The 22,088-nt window shown below is 71.5% G+C and carries 26 protein-coding genes; 5 read left to right on the top strand and 21 right to left on the bottom strand.

Annotation, left to right across the window (positions count from 1 at the left end; all coding sequences use genetic code 11):
* Position 1: 1 nt before the first annotated feature.
* From STRTU_RS16420 to STRTU_RS16395, 6 genes are all read right to left on the bottom strand, one after another.
* On the bottom strand, positions 2-637 hold the full coding sequence (locus STRTU_RS16420; RefSeq protein ID WP_159744198.1) for a hypothetical protein: 636 nt from the start codon (positions 635-637) through the stop codon (positions 2-4).
* Positions 634-1,341, bottom strand: a complete 708-nt coding sequence (locus STRTU_RS16415) for an RNA polymerase sigma factor (RefSeq protein ID WP_159744197.1) — start codon at positions 1,339-1,341, stop codon at positions 634-636. The genes STRTU_RS16420 and STRTU_RS16415 overlap by 4 nt, the downstream gene beginning before the upstream one ends.
* A gap of 35 nt (positions 1,342-1,376) precedes the next feature.
* Entirely contained in the window at positions 1,377-1,910 is a 534-nt protein-coding gene (locus STRTU_RS16410) for an LPXTG cell wall anchor domain-containing protein (protein ID WP_159744196.1), read from the bottom strand.
* Between the two features lie 320 nt (positions 1,911-2,230).
* Positions 2,231-3,286: an NAD(P)-dependent alcohol dehydrogenase gene (locus tag STRTU_RS16405; protein ID WP_159744195.1), complete on the bottom strand. Its 1,056-nt coding sequence runs from the start codon at positions 3,284-3,286 to the stop codon at positions 2,231-2,233.
* A gap of 210 nt (positions 3,287-3,496) precedes the next feature.
* Complete coding sequence (locus STRTU_RS16400; RefSeq protein WP_159744194.1) at positions 3,497-3,844, bottom strand: hypothetical protein; 348 nt, start codon at positions 3,842-3,844, stop codon at positions 3,497-3,499.
* A gap of 208 nt (positions 3,845-4,052) precedes the next feature.
* A complete protein-coding gene (locus tag STRTU_RS16395; RefSeq protein ID WP_159744193.1) occupies positions 4,053-4,622 on the bottom strand; it encodes a PadR family transcriptional regulator in 570 nt (189 codons plus the stop codon).
* 133 nt (positions 4,623-4,755) lie between these two features.
* Between STRTU_RS16395 and STRTU_RS16390 the strand changes: the two genes are divergently transcribed.
* On the top strand, positions 4,756-5,187 hold the full coding sequence (locus STRTU_RS16390; protein ID WP_159744192.1) for a nuclear transport factor 2 family protein: 432 nt from the start codon (positions 4,756-4,758) through the stop codon (positions 5,185-5,187).
* A gap of 239 nt (positions 5,188-5,426) precedes the next feature.
* On the opposite strand, the gene STRTU_RS16385 is transcribed toward STRTU_RS16390, so the two are convergent.
* Together STRTU_RS16385 and STRTU_RS16380 are read right to left on the bottom strand one after the other, a co-directional pair.
* The gene (locus tag STRTU_RS16385) at positions 5,427-5,633 is read right to left on the bottom strand and encodes a ferredoxin (RefSeq protein WP_159744191.1); all 207 of its coding nucleotides are present in this window, start codon (positions 5,631-5,633) and stop codon (positions 5,427-5,429) included.
* Positions 5,634-5,755: 122 nt separating this feature from the next.
* Entirely contained in the window at positions 5,756-7,045 is a 1,290-nt protein-coding gene (locus STRTU_RS16380) for a cytochrome P450 (protein WP_159744190.1), read from the bottom strand.
* Between the two features lie 311 nt (positions 7,046-7,356).
* Here STRTU_RS16380 and STRTU_RS16375 point away from each other — a divergent pair, with 311 nt between their 5' ends.
* On the top strand, positions 7,357-7,854 hold the full coding sequence (locus STRTU_RS16375) for a MarR family winged helix-turn-helix transcriptional regulator (protein ID WP_159744189.1): 498 nt from the start codon (positions 7,357-7,359) through the stop codon (positions 7,852-7,854).
* Between the two features lie 166 nt (positions 7,855-8,020).
* Here the strand turns inward: STRTU_RS16375 and STRTU_RS16370 are convergent, their stop codons facing one another.
* The 5 genes from STRTU_RS16370 to STRTU_RS16350 all read right to left on the bottom strand — a co-directional run bounded on the left by STRTU_RS16370 (position 8,021) and on the right by STRTU_RS16350 (position 12,276).
* Complete coding sequence (locus tag STRTU_RS16370; RefSeq protein ID WP_159744188.1) at positions 8,021-9,181, bottom strand: flotillin family protein; 1,161 nt, start codon at positions 9,179-9,181, stop codon at positions 8,021-8,023.
* An 11-nt stretch (positions 9,182-9,192) separates the two neighbouring features.
* Positions 9,193-9,444 carry a hypothetical protein gene (locus tag STRTU_RS16365; protein WP_159744187.1) on the bottom strand — a complete coding sequence of 84 codons (252 nt, stop codon included), beginning with the start codon at positions 9,442-9,444 and terminating at the stop codon, positions 9,193-9,195.
* A 289-nt stretch (positions 9,445-9,733) separates the two neighbouring features.
* On the bottom strand, positions 9,734-10,390 hold the full coding sequence (locus STRTU_RS16360; protein ID WP_159744186.1) for a peroxiredoxin-like family protein: 657 nt from the start codon (positions 10,388-10,390) through the stop codon (positions 9,734-9,736).
* The gene (locus STRTU_RS16355) at positions 10,387-11,004 is read right to left on the bottom strand and encodes a TetR/AcrR family transcriptional regulator (protein WP_159744185.1); all 618 of its coding nucleotides are present in this window, start codon (positions 11,002-11,004) and stop codon (positions 10,387-10,389) included. Before STRTU_RS16355 ends, STRTU_RS16360 begins: the two co-directional genes overlap by 4 nt.
* Positions 11,005-11,454: 450 nt before the next feature.
* Positions 11,455-12,276, bottom strand: coding sequence for a methyltransferase domain-containing protein (locus STRTU_RS16350; RefSeq protein WP_159744184.1), 822 nt, complete (start codon positions 12,274-12,276; stop codon positions 11,455-11,457).
* Between STRTU_RS16350 and pdxR the strand changes: the two genes are divergently transcribed.
* The gene (gene pdxR, locus STRTU_RS16345; protein WP_246241392.1) at positions 12,275-13,933 is read left to right on the top strand and encodes a MocR-like pyridoxine biosynthesis transcription factor PdxR; all 1,659 of its coding nucleotides are present in this window, start codon (positions 12,275-12,277) and stop codon (positions 13,931-13,933) included. The genes STRTU_RS16350 and pdxR overlap by 2 nt on opposite strands.
* A 243-nt stretch (positions 13,934-14,176) precedes the next feature.
* Here pdxR and STRTU_RS16340 read toward each other — a convergent pair whose 3' ends face one another.
* A complete protein-coding gene (locus tag STRTU_RS16340) occupies positions 14,177-15,733 on the bottom strand; it encodes an IPT/TIG domain-containing protein (RefSeq protein WP_159744182.1) in 1,557 nt (518 codons plus the stop codon).
* Between the two features lie 204 nt (positions 15,734-15,937).
* Positions 15,938-16,399 carry a nuclear transport factor 2 family protein gene (locus STRTU_RS16335; RefSeq protein ID WP_159744181.1) on the bottom strand — a complete coding sequence of 154 codons (462 nt, stop codon included), beginning with the start codon at positions 16,397-16,399 and terminating at the stop codon, positions 15,938-15,940.
* Between the two features lie 147 nt (positions 16,400-16,546).
* Between STRTU_RS16335 and STRTU_RS16330 the strand changes: the two genes are divergently transcribed.
* Complete coding sequence (locus tag STRTU_RS16330) at positions 16,547-17,182, top strand: TetR/AcrR family transcriptional regulator (RefSeq protein ID WP_159744180.1); 636 nt, start codon at positions 16,547-16,549, stop codon at positions 17,180-17,182.
* Positions 17,183-17,230: 48 nt separating this feature from the next.
* On the opposite strand, the gene STRTU_RS16325 is transcribed toward STRTU_RS16330, so the two are convergent.
* Positions 17,231-17,779, bottom strand: coding sequence for a YciI family protein (locus STRTU_RS16325; RefSeq protein WP_159744179.1), 549 nt, complete (start codon positions 17,777-17,779; stop codon positions 17,231-17,233).
* Positions 17,737-18,057 (bottom strand): DUF1348 family protein, encoded by a 321-nt coding sequence (locus STRTU_RS16320; RefSeq protein WP_218039306.1) that lies wholly within the window; start codon positions 18,055-18,057, stop codon positions 17,737-17,739. The genes STRTU_RS16325 and STRTU_RS16320 overlap by 43 nt, the downstream gene beginning before the upstream one ends.
* Positions 18,058-18,116: 59 nt before the next feature.
* On the opposite strand from STRTU_RS16320, the gene STRTU_RS16315 reads away from it, so the two are divergent.
* Positions 18,117-18,512 carry a hypothetical protein gene (locus STRTU_RS16315; RefSeq protein ID WP_159744178.1) on the top strand — a complete coding sequence of 132 codons (396 nt, stop codon included), beginning with the start codon at positions 18,117-18,119 and terminating at the stop codon, positions 18,510-18,512.
* Between the two features lie 173 nt (positions 18,513-18,685).
* On the opposite strand, the gene rocD is transcribed toward STRTU_RS16315, so the two are convergent.
* The 4 genes from rocD to STRTU_RS16295 all read right to left on the bottom strand — a co-directional run bounded on the left by rocD (position 18,686) and on the right by STRTU_RS16295 (position 22,068).
* Complete coding sequence (rocD, locus tag STRTU_RS16310; RefSeq protein WP_159744177.1) at positions 18,686-19,921, bottom strand: ornithine--oxo-acid transaminase; 1,236 nt, start codon at positions 19,919-19,921, stop codon at positions 18,686-18,688.
* Positions 19,918-20,742, bottom strand: a complete 825-nt coding sequence (ddaH, locus tag STRTU_RS16305) for a dimethylargininase (protein WP_269777463.1) — start codon at positions 20,740-20,742, stop codon at positions 19,918-19,920. Before ddaH ends, rocD begins: the two co-directional genes overlap by 4 nt.
* A 252-nt stretch (positions 20,743-20,994) precedes the next feature.
* Entirely contained in the window at positions 20,995-21,489 is a 495-nt protein-coding gene (locus STRTU_RS16300; RefSeq protein ID WP_159744176.1) for an Lrp/AsnC family transcriptional regulator, read from the bottom strand.
* 108 nt (positions 21,490-21,597) lie between these two features.
* Positions 21,598-22,068, bottom strand: a complete 471-nt coding sequence (locus tag STRTU_RS16295) for a MarR family winged helix-turn-helix transcriptional regulator (RefSeq protein ID WP_159744175.1) — start codon at positions 22,066-22,068, stop codon at positions 21,598-21,600.
* Positions 22,069-22,088 lie beyond the last annotated feature (20 nt).

Below are 22,088 nucleotides of genomic sequence, written 5' to 3'. Positions count from 1 at the left end.
ATCAACTCGCCGGAGCCGTAGGGGTGTTGCTCTTGTTGCTCTTGTCGCTGTCTTGGAGGGTGGGGGTGGCCGACGGGGGTGTGGACGGTGGCGAGGTGGCCCCGGAGGGGCTGTTGTCCGGGCGGTTGGACGGCTGGGCGGTGGGGGTGTCCGTGGTCCACGGCGGCCGTGCCCCGTCGGTGCCGGGGACCGGGGAGCGGGAGGGATCAGCGGTGCGGTGGCGGTCCGGCTGTGTCGCGCTCGGCGACGCCGGGGAGGTCGGCCGCGCGGGCGTGGGGGCCGGTGACGGGTCGACGGAGTGCGGCGGCCGCGCGGGCAGCGGCCGGTCCGGCGGGCCGTCGGGGGCGGTCACCAGATACCCGAGCGCGACGGCGGCGGCCGCGGCGGCCGCCGCCAGCGGCAGCCCGAAACGGCGCAGCCAGGGCTGCCGCGGAGCGCGCAGCCGCCCGCGGCGCAGTCCGGGTCCCGGCGGCGCGGCGGGCCGCAGATCCCGGATGCCGATGCTCTCGGCGCGGGCGGCGAAGGCCCGTTGCAGACGGTCTTCCACGGGGCGTACGGACGCCGTGCCGTCGAGGTCGGGGCCGTCTCCGGTGCGGCCGGTACCCGTGCCGCCGGTACCCGTGCCGGGGCCGTTCATGACCGCGCCTCCAAGATCTTCTCCAGCGAGTCCAGGGCGCGGCTGGCGAGGGACTTCACCGAACCGCGGCTGATGCCCAGTGTCGTGGCGATCTGCGCCTCCGTCAGATCGCCCCAGTAGCGCAGGACGAGCACCTCCCGGCGGCGGGCGGTCAGCCCGCTCAGCGCGGCGAACACCTCCCGGTGCTCCTCGTCCAGCACGATCCGCTCCTCGGCGGACGGCGCGTCCGCCTCGTACGGCGGGGTGTAGGCACGCGCGGTCCGCCGGCGCCGCAGCACCGAGCGGGCCGCGTTGACCACCGCGGTGCGCAGATAGGCGAGCGCGTTGTCGACCTCGTCGAGCTGATCGCCGTGCCGCTTGTAGAGCGCGGCGAAGGCGTCCTGGACGACGTCCTCCGCGGTCGCGCGGTCGTCGACGAGCAGGACGGCCAGCCGGACCATGGTCAGCCGGTGGGCGTGGTACAGCTCGCTGATCGTGGGCGCGGGATCGGGCGGCGCGCCGCCCTCGCCGTCCGGCAACCGGGGCCCGGGGACGGGCGGTTGACCGTACGTATACGGCGGCGCGGGCGGGGGGCCGGGCCGCGGTGTCTCGCGGTGCGCGGCGGCCGGGCGGGCGGTGCGCAGCAGCCACCGCCACAGGGCAGGCCGGGGCCCCGGCAGGGCGAACCGTACCGGGGCGTGCTGCGGGGCGGCGGAGTACTCCATCGCTTCCTCGGGGCGGGCGAGCGGGGAGCGGTGTCTCAGGCGCGCCGGCGGCGGACCGCGTAGACGGTGCCGCCACCCGCGGCGATCAGGGCCGCCGCGACGCCGCCGATCGCCAGGGTGGTCCCGGAGGAGGCGCCGGTGCGCGCGAGCTCCTTCCCGTCACCCTTCCCGGAGGCGGGGGCCGGCTTGCCGGGGGAGGCCGGTGTGGAGCTGGGCTGCGGCGGGGCGTCGGTCGGGGCGTCGGTCGGCTGCGGTCCCGGGCGGGTCGGGCCGGCCGACGGCGGGGCGGTGGGCGGCGCGGTGGGTTCCGGGGTGCCGGTGCTGGGCGGCGTGGGTTCCTCGGTGGGGCCGCTGGGCGGCGTGGGCTGCGGGACGGGCGAGGCGCTCGCCTGACCGCCGGACGGGTGCTGCGGCTGAGCCCCCTGGCTCTGGGCGTGGGCGCTACCGGCCGACAGCGCGGCCAGCGCGAGCGCCGCGACCACCCCGGCGCCGGCCGCCCCGCGCAGACGGGGGCGGGCGCTGTACGGCCGGGCGGCGGAAGTGGTGCGGAAGGTACGGGTGGACTTCACGGTCGGCTGCTCCACGTTCTTCGACGGGGCGGCGCCTGGTGGCGCCCTCACCCCTCACGACGTGCGGCGGGGGCGGGGGTTGCCGGGGGGAGCGAAAAACTTTCGGCGGGCCGCCACCTTCCCGGCGACGGGCCTTGGCCCACGGTCTGGGGCAGGTTTCGTGCGGCCTTGTGGCGGGGGCGCCCGCACATGCGACCGCCCGGGGGGCCTGCGGCAGGCCACCCGGGCGGAATCGTGGCTGGTCGGAAGATCCCGGCGGGGTCGGGTCGCGCCTTCCCGGCGGGGTCGGGTCGCGCCTGGCCGGGAAGGTCCCGACGGGATCAGATCGTGGCGGTGTCGATCACGAAGCGGTAGCGCACATCGCTGGCCATGACCCGCTCGTACGCCTCGTTGATCCGGTCCGCGGTGATGACCTCGATGTCCGCGGTCAGCCCGTGCTCGCCGCAGAAGTCGAGCATCTCCTGGGTCTCCTGGATGCCGCCGATCATCGAGCCGGCGATCGACTTGCGCTGCGGGATCAGCGCGAACGCCGCGACCGGCAGCGGGTTCTCCGGGGCGCCGAGCTGGACCAGGGTGCCGTCGGTGCGCAGCAGCCCGAGGTAGGCGTTCAGGTCCAGGTTGGCCGAGACGGTGTTGACGATCAGGTCGAAGGTGCCCGCCAGCTCCTCGAAGGTGGCCGGGTCGGACGTCGCGTAGTAGTGGTCCGCGCCCAGCCGCAGACCGTCGTCCTTCTTGCGCAGCGACTGGCTCAGCACGGTGACCTCCGCGCCCATCGCATGCGCGATCTTCACGCCCATGTGACCGAGGCCGCCCAGGCCGACGACCGCGACCTTCTTGCCGGGCCCGGCCTGCCAGTGGGCGAGCGGCGAGTAGAGGGTGATGCCGGCGCAGAGCAGCGGCGCCGCGGCGTCCAGCGGGATGCTCTCCGGGATGCGCAGGGCGTAGTTCTCGTCGACGACGATGTGGGTGGAGTAGCCGCCGTAGGTGGTCTCACCGTCCCGGCCGGTGGCGTTGTACGTGCCGACGTTGCCGAGTTCGCCGGTGCAGTACTGCTCCAGCCCGGCAAGGCAGTTGGCGCACTCCCGGCAGGAGTCGACGAAGCAGCCGACGCCGACCCGGTCGCCCGCCCGGTAGCGGGTGACCTCGGCGCCGACCTCGGCGACCACACCGGCGATCTCGTGGCCGGGGACGATCGGGAAGGCCCCGTCGTCGCCCCACTCGGCGCGCACGGTGTGGATGTCGGAGTGGCAGATACCGGCGTACTTGATATCGATCAGGATGTCGTGGGCACCCAGCTCGCGGCGCGGAATCGTGATCCGCTCCAGCGGTGCCTTCGGGGCGGGTGCGGCGTACGCGGAGACAGAGGTGTGGGTCATGCCACCGAGGATGCGCCGTTCCGGGTGGCCCAACCAGTGCCCAGTTCAACATATGTATGGCGTGCCTAGTACTGGCGGAACCACCCAGGGGGCGGGGTGCGGGGGCGGGGCGCGGGTGCGCGGGTGCGAGCGGCTGTTGGGCCTCGCCCGGTGCCTGGCGCCGGGCGGTCGGCGGCAGCCGTCAGCCGGTGGTGGGCGACCGGCCGCGGGTCAGGAGAAGACCACCGAGCGGACCTTCAGCCGTTCCGAGCCATGGCCGCCGTTCGGCCGGAGGGTGAAGAAGTCGCCGGTGCAGTCGACGCCGGCGAACACCGTGGCGACGGACGCGGTGTAGTTCTTCGGGGTGTGCGCGGGCGGCAGGGCCGGGTCGGCCACTTCGGGCAGGGTGATGCACACCCGGCTCACCGGGTCGGGCAGCAGTCCCACGTGGGGAGTGCCGGTCTGGTCGGTGTAGACGTACGTGAAGGGTCCGGTGGCCGCGGCGGCCGGGGCGGCGGGCAGGGACAGGGCGAGCGCGAGCGCACTGACGGCGGTGGCGGCGGTGTGACGGAGACGCATACGGACATTCCTTCCGTTCCGGTTCTATGCGGAAGGTGTGCTTCCCAGCCCTCCGCCCGGTGATGTGCGCCGTCACACGAAGGAGTTGCGGTTGCCGCGCTGTGCGATTGCTGTGCTGGGTGGTTGGTGCGCGGGGTGGCTGGTGGAGTCTGTCGTTGGTGGGGCGTGCGGTGTGCTGCGCGGCTGCTGGGCGGCCGCCGTGTGTGCCTCAGGACTGCTCGCCGTCGTCGTACCGCGCCTGTAGGACGGCGGCGCTCCGCTCACACCAGTCGCGGGTCTCCCGTTCGAAGGCGAGACCGCGCAGACAGGTCAGATACGGGCCGAGCCGGCTGCCGTGGGCCAGGAACTCCGCCTCGTCCCTCCCGCCGCGCAGCCGTGCCGCCAGCTGTTCGAGGATCTCGGCCTTGGCGGCCGCCGTCCGGGCCCGCGCGGTCAGCTGCTCGATCACCGGCGCGGCGTCGATCCGGTCCACGGCCTGCACCTTGACCAGCAGGTCGTCGCGGATGAACGACGGCTTGGCCGCGGTCGCCGCAAACCGCTCCAGCTCGGCCAGGCCCTCGTCGGTGACATGGAACAGTCGCTTGTTGGGCCGGGTCTCCTGAATCACCTGACGGCCGGCCACCAGCCCGTCCGCCTCCAGCTTCGTCAGCTCCGCGTAGAGCTGCTGCGGCAGTGCGTGCCAGAAATTGGCGACCCCGGCATCGAACGCCTTGGCCAGCTGATACCCGCTGAACTCGCCGTCCAGCAGCGCCGCCAGCACCGCATGCCTGAGAGCCATGACCGGCCACCCTTCCCATACTCAAGAATATGACTAATCATAGTCGCGACTATGGAGGGCGAGGTCCACACCGCGGCCGGGGTGCGGGCCGAGGCCGCTCGGACGAGTGCCCGGCCGGGCGAGGAGAAGAGTCATGGGGACGACCGCGGACCGCTTCAAGGCGGCGGTGGAGGCACAGGAACTCGACGCGGTGGAGGAGCTGTTCACCGAGGACGTCCGTCTCTACAGCCCGGTGAAGTTCACGCCCTTCGAGGGGCGGCCGATGGTGCTCGGGCTGTTCGGGGTGCTGCTGCGCACCTTCGAGGACTTCCGCTACGTCGGCGAGCTGACGGGCAGCGCACAGACGGCGGCGGGCCCGGACGGCGGCTCCGCCGACTCCACGGTCCTGGTCTTCCGGGCCACCGTGAACGGCAAGGAGATCCACGGCATGGACCTGCTGCAGTTCGACGAGGCGGGCCGGATCAAGGAGTTCACGGTGATGGTGCGGCCGCAGTCCGCGGTGCATGCGCTGGGCGAGGCGGTGTTGGAGGGGTTGGTTGATGCTGGGTTGGTGGCGGAGGGGTAGAGAGGTCGACTGACCGGGCCACGGAACGGCTTCGCTCGGTTCGGCCGACGCCCGGCCCCGCGAATGTCGCCGTCGGGAGGAACGCGTCCTCCTGACGGCGACGGCGACGGCGACGGTGCGTACCGCGGATCAGGCCGGACCATGCCGGGCTGCGCCACGCCGGGCCACGCCGGGCCACGCCGGGCCAGGCTGGGCCACGCCGGCCGGGCTGGGCGGGTCGGGAGAAAACGGCTGGACCGCTAGACCCCCTCCGCCCCCTCCACCGTGATCGCCGCGGCCGGGCAGATGGCCGCCGCCTCGTGGACCGCGTCGTGCAGTGCGGCCGGCGGTTCGGCGTCGAGCAGCAGGACGATGCCGTCCTCCTCGCGCTGGTCGAACACCTCCGGCGCGGACAGCACACAGCTTCCGGCGCCGCAGCACTTGTCCTGGTCAATGTGTACGCGCATGGTTCTCTCCATGATGGGCCGCCGGGCTTTTGACGGCCGTGGACGGACGGGCTGGAACGGGCTGACGGGAAGGGCCGGGGCGGCGGTGCCGCGAGTGGGGGCGGGGCAGTGGGGGCGCGGGCTCACCACGCGACCGGCAGGGCGTGCACCCCGTAAATCCCCATGTCGTGACGGAACGGGACCTCCTCGAAGGGGATATCGAGCCGCAGGCCGGGCAGCCGGCGCAGCAGCGTTTCGAGGGCGATCTGCAGTTCCACCCGGGCGAGCGGCTGGCCCAGACACTGGTGGACGCCGAAGCCGAAGGCGACATGACGGCGGGCATCGCGGCCGACGTCGAGTGCGGCGCCGCCGGGGAAGATCTCCTCGTCGCGGTTGGCGGTGTTGAGCGTGCACAGCACGCCCTCGCCCGCGCGGATGGTGCGGCCGCCGATGGTGACGTCCTCGTCCGCGACCCGCGGGAGCCCGTTGTGGACGATCGTCAGATAGCGCAGCAGCTCCTCGACGGCCCCCTTGATGAGCGACGGCTCCGCGCGCAGCCGCGCCAGCTGGTCGGGGTTGCGCAGCAGGGTGAGGGTGGACAGCGCGGTCATGTTGGCGGTGGTCTCATGGCCCGCCACCAGCAACAGCAGTCCCATGGAGGCGATGGCCGTGTCGTCGAGTTCGCCGCGGGCGACCAGTCGGCTGACGATGCCGTCGTCGGGCTCGCGCCGCTTGGACTCGGCGAGTTGGCGCAGGAAGTCCTGCAGTTCCTCCCGTGCGGTGCGCACCTGCTCGGCCGTCGAGTGGAGGCCGAGCAGGATGCCGCTGCGCTTCTGGAAGAACTCATGGTCGTCGTAGGGGACACCGAGCAGTCGGCAGATCACCAGGGACGGCAGCGGCAGCGCGAATTCCCTGACCAGGTCGGCCGCCTCGCGTCCCTCGGTCATCCGGTCGAGCAGTTCATCGGCGAGGCGCTGCACCTCGGGGCGCATCGCCTCCATCTTCTTCACCATGAAGTCGGCGGTGAGCATCCGGCGCAGCCGCGCATGCTCGGGGTCGTCCTGCCGGATGAACGACGGGGCGCTGTCGGCGACTTCACTTGCGCCTGCCGAGAGGAACGGGAATCCCGGGCGGGTCGCATCGGCGCTGAACCGCGGGTCGCCGAGCACCTCCCGTACGTCCTGATGCCGGGTCACCAGCCAACAGGAGGAGCCGTCCCACAGCGTCGCCCGGGTGATCGGCTCCTCCCGGTGGGCCCGTTGGACGTCGGGCGCCGGATCGAAGGGGCAACCGGTGGCCCGTGCGGCCGGAACGGCGACGGGGGTGGGCGTGGGGGTGGGGCGACTGACGCCCGGCCCGGTGTCCTGCTCCCTCTCGTCCCTCTCGTCCCTCTCGTCCCTCTCGTCCCTCTCGACACGTTCGGCAGTCGTCATTTGGCTGGTCCTTCCACGATCGGGACACGGCGGTGCCGTGGCGAACGGTGCGGGTGGCGCCACTCCTTGACGGGACATGCGAACTCGGCGGCCGAGTCGGCGGCCGCGGTGACCGGCGGCGGTCGCAGCCGGTGACAGCTAGTTACCTAACTTAAGCAACTAAGTTGATCCACGCTAACTCACCGCCGGAGGGCGAGGGAAGGGGAGAGCCTCGGCGCACCCGAGGTTGGCTCAAACCGAGCGGAAGCCCGTACGGAACGGGCAGGTCACAGGGTGGATCGCGGCGCCGTGTGGGCCGCTAAAGTGCCTGCATGCCGGACCCCGGAAGAGACCAGGACCCCACCGTTGCGCTGCAAAGAGTGCTGTCCACGCTGTCGTATCTGCTCACCCGCTCCCGGGCGCACGAACGCCAGGCGGCCCAGGCGGGCGTCACGGCGGCACGCTCCGATTTCTGGCTGCTGATGGCCCTGGACGACAGCGGAGGCAGCAGCAGGGTCGGCGATCTGGCGGCCCTGCTGATGGTCGAACCGCCGCATGTCACGCGTCAGATCAGCCAGTTGGAGTCCCAGGACCTGGTCGAACGGACGCCGGACTCACTCGACCGCCGCGCCCGCAAAGTGGCGATCACCCCACACGGCAAGGCCGTCCTCAACAGTCTTCAACAAACCAGCCTGGCCAACCTCCACGAGGCCCTCGCCGACTTCGCCGACACCGACATCGCCACCACCGTCGCCGTCCTCAACCACCTGGTCGCTTACGCCCGCCAAAAGCACACGCAAGAGGAGCGGGGGAGGGGGCGGGGGGTGTGAGTTCGGCGGAGGGGAGTGGGGGTTGTCGGCGCCGGGCGCCGGGCGCCGGGCGCCGGGCGCCGGGCGCCGGGCTGGGGCGGAGGCCGGGGGCCGGCCTGATGGGTGAGTGCTCCTCGGCCTCCCCGATCGTCCAGCTGCCCGGCCGGCCCCATCTGCCCCGTCGCTGCTACTCGATTTCGACCCGGCCGCTGTGGCCGTTGGCCGCTCCCCCGCCGGGGGTCTTGTCGGCGTTGTTGTCCTGTCCGTCGGGGGTGCCGAGGTTGCGGCGGACCGAGTCGAGGATGGTCAGGCCCTGGCCGACCAGGCCGGCGGCGATCTCGCCGAGGCCGTCGGTGCCGTTGAGGACGTTGACGTTGGCGTTTGCCAGGCCCGCCGAGGCCTCCTTGACGATCTGCGGGAGCTGGTCGATGAGCATCCGGTCCAGGGCCACCCGGTCGTGCGAGGCGGCTGCCTCGGCCTGGATCTTCATCCGCTCGGCCTCGGCCATGGCCAGCAGACGGATGCGCTCCGCCTCCGCCTCGGCGGGCTTGACGACCTCGGCCACCAGCTCCTGCTGACGCAACCGGGCCGCGCGCTCGGCGAGTTCGGTCTGGGCGGCGAGGACTTCCTGCTGTGCGTGTGCCTGGGCGAGCGGTCCGGCCTGGGCGGCGTGCGCCTGGGCGCGGTCCACCTCGGCGTTGTACTCGGCCTGGACCACGGCGGTCTGCCGGGAGTACTCGGCCTGATTACGGGCCGCCTCCTGCTGCGCCTCGACCGACGCCTGGGTGGCCTGGGCCTGGGCGATCTGCGCCTGCCGCTGGATGGCGGCCTTGTGCGGGGCGGACATCGCCTCGATATAGCCGGTCTCGCCGTCGTCGATCGACTGGATCTGCAGTGAGTCGACGATCAGACCGATCTTCGCCATCTCGGTCTTGGAGGTCTCCAGGACCTCGGTGGCCAGCTTCTGCCGTTCGGTGACGATCTCCTCGACCGTCATCGAACCGATGATGGAGCGCAGATGACCGGCGAAGATCCGGCCGGTCAGGACCGACATCTGGTCCTGGTCGGACAGGAACCGCTGACCCGCGTTGACCACGCTCTCGGTGTCATTGCCGACCTTGAACGCGATCACGGCGCGCACCGTCAGGGCAATGCCCTGCCGGGTCACACAGGTCTCGGCGACCTCCGCCTCACACATCGCGAGAGTCAGAAAGCGAACCTTGCGGAAAACCGGCAGCACGAACTTGCCGTGCCCGGTCACCACTCGGAATGGCGCTCCCCCTTGTCCACGCCTGCCGCCCGAAATCAGCATGGCTTGATCGGGGGCAGGAACGCGGTAACCGAACATCCTTTATCTCCTCAGCCTGCGTCGCCGGCCTCGCCGGTCAACGCGTCCAACGGATCGGCCCACTCCATGACGTCGACCTGGCGACTGCCACGGGACTCGATGACGAGCACGGTCGCCCCTACCGGAAGGGGCTCGGCGGACCAGGCGAGAAAGGCCTCTGAGCCGCCCCTGATCCGCACCAGGACCTCACCGGGACCGGCAGCCCCACGAGTGCCGATCAGAAGCACACCCGTACAGCCGATTACGGCCTCGTCCGGAGCCATTGGCGGCTGCCCTCCCCCGTTTACGTACCTGGAAATCCGACCTTAGCGCTCCGGTGCGCGGCGGCCTATGGGGGGATGGCGGCGAGTTGGGACACCGATTAGGGCTCCGTCAATTTCTCGTCAGTGCGGGAACGCAAACACACCGAATGCGGTGCGGAATTTCCGCCGGGCGGGCAGGCCGGGCCCGGGTCGGCCCGGCCTGCCGTTGGTGCGGTGTGGTGCGGTGCGGAGGCCCGCGCGGGGGTGAGGCCGGTGGCCGGTGGAGGTTGTCGCCGTGGCGGACGGGGATTCAGTGTGCCGAAGGCAGGGCGTCGAGGGCGGCGAGGATGTCGGATGGTTCGGCGCGGGCGGTGTAGTCGGTGTCGAGGAAGGACCAGCGGATGGTGCCCTCCTGGTCGATGACGTAGGTGGCGGGGACGGGCAGGGTGCGGGCATGTCCGCCGTTGACCCGCTGCAGGTCGAAGCCGAAGGACTCGTACACGACGGCCAGGTCGTCGGGCAGGTCGAAGCTGATGCCGAACTGCTTGGCGGTGTCCGAGCCGACGTCGCTGAGTACGTCGAAGGCGAGCGAGTGCTTTTCGGTGAGGGTGAGGGACTCGTCGGGGATCTGCGGCGATATGGCCACCAACTGGGCGCCGCGGGCGGTGATTTCGGTGTGGTGTGCCTGGAGGGCGCGCAGTGCGAGGTGGCAGAAGGGGCACCAGGCGCCGCGGTAGAAGGTGAGCACGACCGGGCCCGCGGACAGCAGGGCGTCCAGGGTGACGGTGTCGCCTGTCGCGGTGGGGAGGCTGAAGCGGGGGGCCGTGTCTCCGGTCTGCAGGGCGCGCGTGGTGAGGCCGGATTCGGCGAGCTCACGGGCGGACCGCTGCATCACCTCACGCTCGGCGTCGGGGAGTTCGGGAAAGCCGGTGCGGAGGAGGTGGGTGAGTTCTTCCTGAAGGGTCATTGCGGTGAGTGCTCCTGAGAGGTGAGAGGGGCGCGCAGTGGCGCGAGGGCAGCGGTCACGGTGTCGGTCAGCGCCTGGGCGTCGGCACCGGCACGGGAGCGCAGATTGACGCCGTATGCGAGGGTCGCCAGCACAGCGGAGGCGGCGTCGAGATCGCAGGACGGCTGGAGTTGCCCCAGGCCGGCGGCGTTGGTCAGGGCCGCGCGCATGGCTGACTGGAGCATGTGGTGGTGGTCTTCGAGCAGTGTGCGGATGCCGGTGTCGGTGCACTCCGGGCCGGCGTAGGCGTTGGTGACCATGCAGCCCCAGCCGGCGACCGGGCCGGAACAGCGCACCTCGATCAGCCCGGCGAAGAACTCCTCTATCGAGGTCAGCCCCGCGGTGGCCTGCGACAGCTGAGCGAAGGCCGGTGTCGAGTGCTGGGCTATATAGCGGTCCAGTGCCGCGGCGTAGAGACCGTCCTTGTTGCCGAAGGTCGCATAGAGGCTGGAGCGGCTGACTCCGGTCGCGGTCACCAGTGCCTGGATGCCGGTTGTAGGGAGACCTTGGCGCCAGAAGACCTGAATCGCTTCGTCGAGTACGAGCTCGGGGTTGAAGTGCTTGACGTCGGGCATGGCCGGGCTGCTCGCTTCGCTGTCACGAGTGGGAATGCTGGGTTGGTCGGTCCCGCTCCTTATCTTGGAACGGTTATTCCAAGATACTCCGATTCCCCTCCTGTGAAAAGGAGTTGGGGAAATCAGCTGAGGAAACTTCCGGAACCTTCCCTTCCGCCACGGGGTCGTGCCTCTGCCACGGGGTCGTGCCTCTGCCACGGGGTCGTGCCTCTGCCACGGGGTCGTGCCTCCGCCGCGGGGTCGTGCCTCCCCCCACCCCCGAACCCACCCCCCGCCCCCTCCCCCGAAGGGGGAGGAGGGGGAGGGGGCGGGGGAAGCGCTTCGGCCCCCTGCCCTGCCCCGTCCCGGCCCCCTGCCCCGGCCGCCCGCCGCCCCCGGCCGCCCGCCGCCCCCGGCCGCCCCGCCGCCCCCGGCCGTCCGCCGCCCCAAGCCGGGCCCGTTTCCGTCCCCCTACGCCAGCGGTTTGACGCCCACGGCCTTGAAGAAGGTGTAGTGGAAGGTGCCGCCTTCCTCCGCCGTCAGTCGTAGGTCGGCTATTCCCCGGTCCCAGTCGGCGGCGGTGGTCAGGCCGGTGCTCAGTGCCTGGTCGCGGACCGCTTCGACCATGGCGATAAAGGTCTTCCGGGTGAGGCCGTCCACCAGCGCGGGCCGGGTCGCGTCGGCGTACGCCGTCCGCGGCCGGACCATCACCTGGTCGAATCCGGCATCGCTGAGCAGCGGCTGCAACGCCCGTCCGAGCAGCGCATTTCCGCCGGCCGCGGCCTGCAGCCGTACCTGGTGGCCGATCACCTCGTGGGCGTGGATGCTGTCCGGGTGGAGGACCACCGAACCGTGGTCCCCCTCGATCACGGTGAGGGTGCCGCCGGGCCGCAGGACGCGGCGCAGCGCGGCCAGTGCGCGGCCCGGGTCCGGGAGGTGTTCCAGCACGAAGCAGGCAAAGACATGGTGGAACTCCCCCACGCCGAACGGGAGATCGTGGAGATCGGCGATATGCCACTCCACACTGGCCCAGGGTTCCCGCGCCGTCACATACTCCTGGGCCTGCGCCAGCGACTCCGCGGACCGGTCGATCGCGACGATCCGTGCCCCCGGACTGCTCCTGGCCAGATGCACGGTCTGCGCGCCCACTCCGCAGCCGACCTCCAGCACCCGGCTGCCGGCGGCGTACGCCGTACCCGCATGCAGCAACCCGGCGAGCGTGTCCGCCTGGTCGCCGAGGCGACGCGCCTCCTGCGGTGAATAGCCGTGCACGTAGGCCGATTTCGTGTTCATGCCCCCACCGTGCCGGGACAATGGCCCGGTGCACAGGTCCAAAGAGCGCCCGGTCAACCGGTCCATAACTCCCTCGCCCTCGCCCCCCGTCTCCCCTCCCCCTGGCACGTCCCCCGGTTGCTCCGACTTCCTGCAGCTGAACGTGGGCGACGCGCCCGTGGGTGGTCGGGCGGACTGGCTGGCCCAGGAGTTGCGGCGGGCCGTTGCGGATGGTCGGCTTCCGGTCGGGAGCAGACTGCCCGCGACCCGTACGCTCGCCGCTGACCTGCACGTATCGCGGGGTGTGGTCACCGAGGCATATCGGCGGCTGACGGAGGACGGGCAGCTCGCCGGGCGGGGGAGAAGCGGCACGATCGTCGTCGCCGCTCCCCTGACGGCCGCTCCCGTGACCGCCGCTCCCGTGACCGCCGCTCCCGTGACGGCCGCTGCGACGACGACGGGAACGACGCCCGTCGACCACCATTCCCTCGCTCACCACCCCCACCACCAACCACCCCGCACCCCCCATCCCCCCACCCCCTTCGCCACACCCCCCGGCCCCGAGATCTTCGACGAGCTGCGCACTGCGCCCGCACGGGTTGACCTGGCGCCCGGTCTGCTGGACCTGGCCGCCTTCCCCCGGGCGGCCTGGCTGCGCGCCGAACGGGCGGTGCTGACGGACCTCCCGTCGGCCGGCTTCGGGTACGGCGACCCGCGAGGCACTCCCGCGCTGCGCCGGGCCGTCGCCAACTGGCTGGCCCGCAACCGGGGGATCAGGGCGGATCCGGACGAGGTGCTGATCGTCGCCGGTACCGCGCAGGCGCTCGGTCTGATCGCCGATGTGCTGCACCGCGACGGGGTTCCGGAGATCGCGGTGGAGGATCCCGGTTCGCTGGGCGCACGGCAGCATCTCCAGTACTGGCGGATGGCGACGCCGCCGATCCCGGTGGACGACGACGGGATCCGCGTCGACGCGCTGCGGGCGAGCGGTGCGCGGGCCGTACTGGTCACCCCGGCGCACCAGTTCCCGACGGGGGTGGTGCTCGGTGGCGCACGGCGCCGTGAGCTGATGCGGTGGGCGGCCGACGGCGGCCTGATCGTCGAGGACGACTACGACGCCGAGCACCGCTACGACCGCGCGCCGGTCCGCGCCCTGCGGTCGCTCCTCCCCGAGCAGGTCTGTTACGCGGGCAGCGTCTCCAAACTGCTGGCCCCCGCCCTACGGGTGGGCTGGCTGCTGCCGCCGCCGAAGTACCGCGAGGCGCTGACCGACGCCAAACGGTTCGCCGATCTCGGCAATGCCGCGCTGCCCCAACTGGTCCTGGCCCGGCTGATGGAGTCCGGCGAACTGGAGCGCCTGCTGCGGCTGTTGCGCCGCCGCCATCGCCGTCGCCGGGACGCCATGATCGCGGCGGTCCGCGCCCATCTGCCGGGCGCCCGTGTGCATGGCGCCGCGGCGGGTCTGCATCTGACCGTCACCTTCGGCCCGGAGGGCTATCGGGGCTCCGACACGGACCTGGCCGCGGCCGCCCTCACCCACGGTGTCAAGGTCCACCCCCTGTCTTGGCACGCCCAACGCCCCTCCCCGCCAGGTCTGGTGCTCGGCTACGCCGCCCGTACACCGGACGAGATCACACAGGGCGTGGCCGTTATCGGGGAGGTGCTGCGCAGCGGGTGAGGGGACCGCCCGGAGCCGCCCGGAGCCGCCCGGAGCCGCCGGGTCCTGCCCGGACCACCTCGGCCCGCCCGGATCGCCGCGACCGGACGGCCGGGCCCCGTCGGGGCATCAAACCGAGGCCCGCTTCAGGCCGGCCCCAGCCCTCCCCCAGCCCTCCTCCAGCCCTCCCCCATACCTGCCGCACGCCCCACCGACCGCCGACTGGTGACCGGACGAAGCCACCAGCCGAGGAACCGCCACCGGTCAGGGTTCGACGACCGGTGCGCTCGCGCTGGACGGGGACAGGATGGCCGTCGGAGTGACCGCGCCGGCGAAGCTGACCTCGTAGCCGTGGTTGAGGAGGATGAGCGTCAGGGTGAGTGTCTCGTTCACCCGGGCGACGCCCTGGGCGTCGGTGTTGGCGATGCCCAGGACATTGCTGCCGGCCTTGAACAGGATCGGCTGGTTGGGCACCGGAAGGCCGGTGACCTGGTCGGTCAGCGTGGCCGTCAGGAACGGGAAGTACACGTGCGGCGGGAACAGCTTCGTCAGCGCCGGGGTCGCGGTCAGCGAGGTGGCGTGGACGGGGATGAAGTAGGTGAAGCCGCCCACCAGAGTGGTGCTGCCGCCAGGGGTGGTGACGGTGACGTCCGCGGGGCCGGGCACCCCGGGCGGAGTGGTCGCGGTGAGCTGCGTACCGGTGGAGTTGACGGTCACGCCGGTGGCGGGGTTGCCGCCGATGTCGACGCTCGCCCCGGTCAGGTTGGTGCCGGTGATCGTCACCACCGTGCCGCCCGTGACGGGCCCTGAGTTGGGGGTGATGCTGCTGATCGTCGGGTCGAACTGGATGACGCTGACACTGGCACCGGAGATGTTGGTGACGTAGACCTTGTTGTTGGGCGCGACCACCAGGGCGATCGGCTGGTTGCCGACGGCGATCGGGGCGCCGATGGTGGTGTTGGTGGTGGTGTCGATCACCGACACGTTGTTCGACCCGCGGTTGGCCGTGTAGGCGTTGCCGTCGGGGCCGACCGTGACGCCCCACGGGTTGGTGCCGACGGGGATCGTGGTGGCGATGGTGTCCGTGGTGGTGTTGATCACCGTCACGTTGTTCGACCCGATGTTGGCGACGTAGGCATCCCCGCTGGGGCCGATCGCCACGAAGTTCGGCTGGTTGAAGCCGGGGATCGTGGTGATGACGGCGGCGGTGGCGGTGTTGATCACCGTCACGCTGTTCGCATTCCGGTTGGCGACATACGCCTTGCCGTTGGGGGCGACCGCGATCCCGACCGGGCCACTGCCGGTGGGGATCGCGGCGCCGATGACGGTGTTGGTGGCGGTGGAGATCTCCTGCACGCTGTTCGCCGCGAAGCGGCTGACGTAGACGTTGCCGCTGGGGATGACCGCCGCCGCGGCGGGCCCGCCGCTGAGCGCGATCGTGGTGAGGACGGTGCTGGTGGCGGTGTCGATCACCGTCACGTTGTTGGAGATGTTGTTGGGGACGTAGGCGTTGCCGTTGGGAGCGACGGTCAGCCAGGCCGGCGTGGTGCCGGTCGGGATCGCGGCGCCGATGACGGTGTCCGTGGCGGTGTCGATGGTCTGCACATTGCTCGACCCGGAGTTGGCGACGTAGAGGTCGCCGTTGGGGATGAACGCCAGCCCGACCGGGTTGGTGCCGACCGGGATCGTCGTGACGGCCAGGAAGGTGTGTGGCGCCGCGGTCCGGCTGACCGCCCCCGCCTCGACGGCCGGCATTACCTGGCCGGCGGAAGAAGTTGTCTGCAGCAGGGCCTGCAACGGCGATTGAACAAGGGTACTCATGTGGACCCCTTCTGTGGGGGCCGTCCAGAGATCCCGCTCCGGGGCGCCACAACTACCGACCCCGCATCGCACAAAAAGCGATGGGCCGCGCATCCCCGAGGAGGGATGGGCAGCCCATTGGTTCGGTCGGATTCTTAGTTCCCCTGCCGAGGCGCAGCGAAACATCCGCCTTCTTAGGGGAGGGGAGGTGCCGGCGTCCGCTGATCACCGGAACGGGAGGGGGCGGCCCCGTTCCTCCTCCGGGCGCGGGCCGAAGATCCGCCGGTCCGCCTCCGTGATCGCGACATCGTGGATACCGGCCTCCCGGCGCCGCATCAGCCCGTCCTCGTCGAACTCCCACAGCTCGTTGCCGTAGCTGCGCCACCACTGGCCGGCCGTGTCATGGGACTCGTACTGGAAGCGCACCGCGATGCGGTTGCCGCTGTACGACCAGAGTTCCTTGCGGAGGGCGTAGTTCAGCTCCCGGGCCCACTTCTGGCGCAGGAAGGCGACGATCTCGGCGCGGCCGGTGAGGAAGGTGTCGCGGTTCCGCCAGACCGAGTCCTCGGTGTAGGCGAGGGCGATCCGCTCCGGATCGCGGGTGTTCCAGGCGTCCTCGGCCGCCTGCACCTTCTGCAGGGCGCTCGGCTCGTCGAACGGGGGGAGGGGTGGCCGTGGTGGCGCCATGGTGGATTCCCTTGCTCATGAGGGGAGAACGGGCGGGAGAACGGTCGTTCTCCTCTGGTCGGCTAGTGTAGAGAACGACCGTTCTCCTGGAAAGCCCGCTAGCCCGCTAGCCCACAAGTCCGCAAACCCGCGAGCCCCGGAAGTGCCATGGACCTCGATGAAGCCCGTACGCGGATACTCGACGCGGCGGAGAAGCTGTTCTACGACCGCGGGATCCAGTCCGTCGGGATGGATGAACTCCGCACCGCCGCCGGGGTGTCGCTCAAGCGCCTCTACCAGTGCTTTCCGGCCAAGCAGGACCTCGTCGAGGCGTATCTGCGCCGCCGCGACACCCGCTGGCGCGCCGCGCTCGCCGAGTACGTCGACGCGCAGGCGGACGTGCCCGCCGACGGTCCCGCGGCCCGGCCGCTCGCGGTCTTCGACTGGCTGTATGGCTGGTTTTCGGGGCCCGGATTCCGCGGGTGCGCCTTCATCAACGCGTTCGGCGAGCTGGGCGCGACCTCGGACGGGGTCAGCCGGGCCGCCGGGGAGCACAAGGGCGCGCTGCTCTCCTATCTGACCGACATCGCACGGGGCGTGCCGGTGCCGCAACCTGAGGCGGTGGCGGGGCAGTTGGCGTTGCTTGTCGACGGTGCGATCACCACGGCGGCGATTACGCGGGACCCGGATGCCGCCCGGCGGGCACGGGCCGCCGCGGAGACTCTCGTCGGGGCGGCCGGAGCCGGGGTCGGGGCCGGGGCCGGGGCGTCCGCGTCCACGCGCGGGTCGTCACCGCGCGGCTGAGTCCGGCCCGCGCTCGGTGTCCCCGGACCCGGTCCTCGCACCCGGTCCTCACCGCCGCCCGCCGAACTCCCAGTTGTGGACCTCGATATCGGCGTACCGCTCCTGGGTCAGCACGGCGCGGGCGGTGGCCGGGTCCGGCGCCCGGACCAGCGCCGCCGTACCCAGCCAGCGGTCGCCGTCGTCGGACAGCAGCGGCCCGTACGCGATCAGCTCGTCCGCGTCGCGCGGTACGGAGAGGTCGGCGGCCTGCCCCGCGCCGAGGCCGAGCACCAGGTAGTGGTTGCCGCCGCTCCGGCCGCCGGGGAACTCCCACATGGTGCGCCCCAGGACGTTCCGCCAGCGGCGCAGCATCACGTCCCGGTAGGCGCCGGCCTGGTAGCCGGGCTCGCCGAAGGCGAAGGCGCGGGCGGCGGCCGGATCGGGCAGGTCGACGATGTGGACGCTGCCGGTGGGTATCCCGTCCTCGCCGAGGAGCGTGGGGCCGCGGGCGATCAGCTCCTCGGCGTAGCGGTCCATATAGGACCAGTGGTCCTCCAGCAGCTCCTGGCGAAGCGTCAGCGAGCCGGGCCGGTCGCGGTGGTAGCAGAAGAACTCCATGCCGCAGTCTCTCCCACGCCGCGCCACCATTGGCCGGCCGTGTCAGGGGACTCGTACTGGAAGCGCACCGCGATGCGGTTGCCGCTGGACGACCAGCCGATGGCCCCGCGGACCGGCCGCTGGGCGGTTCCGGTGGCCGAACCGGAGGCGACGGCCCGACAGTTGGCGCTGTTGATTGGCGGGGCGGTCGCCGATGCCGCGCAACGAAAGCCGATGGCACATGAGTTCGAAATCCGACTAAGATCAACTACGTGCACGCGGTGCCCGCCACGCCCCATTCATGGCGGGATTCTTCGTGTCTTCCGCCCGTATTCCGAGGAGAGGAATCCCCCCACACATGACCCGTCCGAAGCTGCTCCGCGCGCTGACCGTCGCCGGAACGATCGCGCTGAGCGCCGTCGCCACCACCCCCGCCGCGCACGCCGCGGCGTCCGCCTGCACCCACGACTGGTCGGGGCCGCAGATCTGCGTCGAGACCAGTGGCCAAAACGGTCTGCCCAACCCCGGCACCGTCACCGCGACCTGGACCAACCCGCCCAAGAGCCGGCAGTCCGCGACCGTCTACATCACCACGCCCGGCGTCTCCTACTCGTTCAAGGCGAAGCGGTCCGGCAGCCAGATCGTCGGTCGCACGGTGCCCGGACTTCAGGGCACCGGAGATCTCTGTGTCCGTTTCAAGGGCAGCTCGCACAAGGCCTGTGTGGAGCTGATCGACCGCAACGGCTCCTTCTAGCCGGTCCGTTACGGACGCCCGAGGCGGCCGTACGACGGCGCCACGCGGTAGGCGCGGCGCGGCTGCACCATGGGACGGGGACGCGGCCGCAGCTCTCCAGGGGCTGCGGCCGCGTCGGCGTACGGCGGGGTTCGCGTACGGCGGGTTTGGCGCGTACGGGGGTGGGTGCCGGGTCAGCCCAGCGCCCGCTCCAAGCTCCCCAGCGCCGACTCCAGTTCCTCCGCGGTGATGGTCAGCGGCGGGGCCAGCCGGATCGTCGAGCCGTGGGTGTCCTTGACCAGGACGCCTTCCTTCAGCAGCCGTTCGCTGATCTCCCGGCCCGTGCCCAGGGTGGGGTCGATGTCGACGCCCGCCCACAGGCCGCGGGCGCGGAAGCCGGTGACGCCCTTGCCGGTCAGGGCGGTCAGGCCGCTGCGCAGCTGTGTGCCGAGTTCGGCGGCGCGGCGCTGGAACTCGCCGGTGGCCAGCAGCTCGATCACGGCCGAACCGACCGCGGCCGCCAGCGGGTTGCCGCCGAAGGTCGAGCCGTGCTGGCCGGGGCCGAGCACGCCGAGCACCTCGCGGCGGGCGACGACCGCGGAGACCGGGACGATGCCGCCGCCGAGCGCCTTGCCGAGCAGCAGCATGTCCGGCACCACGGATTCGTGCTCGACCGCCAGGGTGGTGCCGGTGCGGCCCAGCCCGGACTGGATCTCGTCGGCGATGAACAGACAGCCGTTGCGCCGGGTCAGTTCGCGTACGCCGGTGAGGTAGCCGTCGTCGGGGATGAGGACGCCCGCCTCGCCCTGGATGGGCTCGATCAGCACGGCGGCCGTCGTCTCGTCCAGGGCGGCTTCGATCGCGGCGAGATCGTTGTACGGGACGGTGCGGAAGCCGGGGGCGAACGGGCCGAAGCCGACCCGGGCGGTGTCGTCGTCGGAGAAGCCGACGATGGTGGTCGTCCGGCCGTGGAAGTTGCCGCCCGCCACCACGATCGTCGCCCGGTCCGCCGGGACGCCCTTGACGTCGTAGGCCCACTTGCGGGCGACCTTGATGCCGCTCTCCACCGCCTCGGCGCCGGTGTTCATCGGCAGCACCATGTCCAGACCGGTCAGTTCGGCGAGACTTTCGGCGAAACCGGCGAGACGGTCGTTGTGGAAGGCGCGGGAGGTGAGGGTGAGCTGGTCGAGCTGGCGGTGCGCGGCCTCGATCAGGGCCGGGTGGCGGTGGCCGAAGTTGAGCGCCGAATAGCCGGCCAGCATGTCGAGGTAGCGGCGGCCCTCGACGTCCTCGACCCAGACCCCTTCGGCACGCGCGACCACTACGGGCAGCGGGTGGTAGTTGTGCGCGAGGACCGGGCTCTCGGCCTGGATCAGCTCCGCGGACGAACGGGAAGCCTGGGCCGGGACAGTACGGGTGGGAGCGGTCATGAGCGGATCTCCTGGGTGCAGCACTTGATGCCGCCGCCGGCCTTGTGGAACTCCGACAGGTCGACGGGGACGGGGACATAGCCGTGCGCGCTGAGCTGAGCGATCAGGCCGGTCGCCAGTGGGGCGACGAAGACATGGCGGCCGTCGGAGACGGAGTTGAGGCCGAAGGCCAGGGCGTCCTCCCGGGTGGCGAGCACCGCGTCGGGGAACAGCCGCCGCAGCACCTCACGGCTGCCGGACGAGAACGCCTCGGGGTAGTAGGCGATGTTCGCCTCGCCGGTCTCCGGTGACTCCTCCAGGACGAACAGCGCGGTGTCCAGGTGGTAGAAGTACGGGTCCACCAGCTGCAGGCCGATCGTCGGCACACCGAAGAACTCCTGCACCTCGCGGTGCGCCGCCGGGGTGGTGCGAAAGCCGGTACCCGCCAGGATGTAGCGGCCGGCCGGTACGAGATCACCTTCGCCCTCGCACGGCGACTCCGGTCGGTAGACGTCGTAGCCGGCCGCCTTGAACCAGGTCTCGTACTCCGTGGACTCCGGGCGCCGCTGCGGCGCGTGGAACTGCGAGCCGAAGACCCGGCCGCCGACGACGAGCGCGGAGTTCGCCGCGAACACCATGTCCGGCAGGCCGGGCACCGGGGCCACCGTCTCCACGGTGTGCCCGTGCGCGCGGTAGGTGCCCATCAGGGTCTCCCACTGGCGCCCGGCGAGCGCGGTGTCGACGGGCACCTCCGCACGCATCCATGGATTGATCGCGTACTGCACAGCGAAGTGTCTGGGCTCGCAGACCAGATAGCGCCGGGGGCGCGACACACGACTCATCGGCACGGGACGATCCCTTCGCTTGCAACGGGGCTTGCGGGTGACCGGAGGTCACAGAGGGTCACCCGGAGTGCTTCCACGGTAAGGAGCGAGGGATTCGGGCCACAAGAAACAAATGCTGCTCAGCGGCGCAGTAATGCTGCGTATAGGTGGCCGTTCACGCAGCATTCTGGCGCGATGGTGCGGGCTGAGGACCCTTCCGTTTTAGCGGGCGGTTCCTCCGGGGCCCTCAGGGGGCGGCGCCCCGGGCCTTCAGGGTGCGGCGCCTCCGGAGGACTGCCGGGCGCCCGCCTCCGGGCTGTCCGGCAGCAGATGGGACAGCACCATGTAGCTGATCGTCTTGCGGATGAACGGCTCGGCCCGGATCCGTTCCAGCACCTCCTCGAAGTGCTCCACATCGGTCGCCCGTACGTGCAGCAGCGCGTCGGCGCCCCCGGTGACGGTCATCGCCGCCGCGATCTCCGGGTGGTTGCGCACCACTTCAGCCAACCGGCGGGGCGGCGCCGCGCTGTCGCAGTACACCTCGACATACGCCTCGGTCAGCCACCCCAGCGCGGCCGGTCGCACGGTCGCGGTGAACCCCGTGATGACGTTGTTCTCCCGCATCCGGTCCACCCGCCGCTTCACCGCGGTCGACGACAGCCCGATCGCCGCCCCGATCTCCGCGAAGCTCGCCCGGCCGTTGTCGATCAGCGCCGCAACGATCTTGCGGTCGAGCCCGTCGAAGGGCACGGCCTTGCTGGTCACTGGGCCTCCCGATTCCATGCCGGTCCCGTCCCCGGTCGGATGCCTGGTCCCGTCCCGGTCCCGCGTCGGTGCGGGTGGCCTCACGGTAGCGATACGGGGCGGGGGAGGTCAGACCTCGACGTGGTCGAAGAGCGCCAGCATCCTCGTGAGCACCCGCACGCACGCCGTCACCTCGGCGTCGGTCAGCCCGCCGTCGACCTGGCGCAGCAGTGCACGTTCGCGCGTGAGCACGGCGGTGATGGCGGCCCGGCCGTCGTCGGTCAGCCGGATCAGCGAGGAGCGCTGGTGGGCCGGGTTCGGGGTGATCTCGACCAGCTGCCGGTCCGCGGCGTCGTTGACCATGCGCTGGACGAACTGCCGGCTCAGGGCCTGGGCGCGGCCCATCTGCGGAACGGTCATCGGGCCGTTCTCGCGGAGCAGATCCAGGACGGCCCGCACGCCGACGGACAAGCCCTCGATCGGGGCGCTCTGTTCGACCTTGCGCTGGACGCGCCGGTACAGCGGGCCCACGAGGTCGAACACCTCGGTGAGCCGGTGGGCGAGGTCATCGGGCGGCAGCGGCGCGGCGGTGTCGGTCACGGCATCAGGATGACACCTTG

It is taken from the genome of Streptomyces tubercidicus (assembly GCF_027497495.1).
Taxonomy (GTDB): domain Bacteria; phylum Actinomycetota; class Actinomycetes; order Streptomycetales; family Streptomycetaceae; genus Streptomyces; species Streptomyces tubercidicus.
Note: the sequence above shows the minus strand (reverse complement) of the source record. Positions and strands in the feature narration are given on the sequence as shown.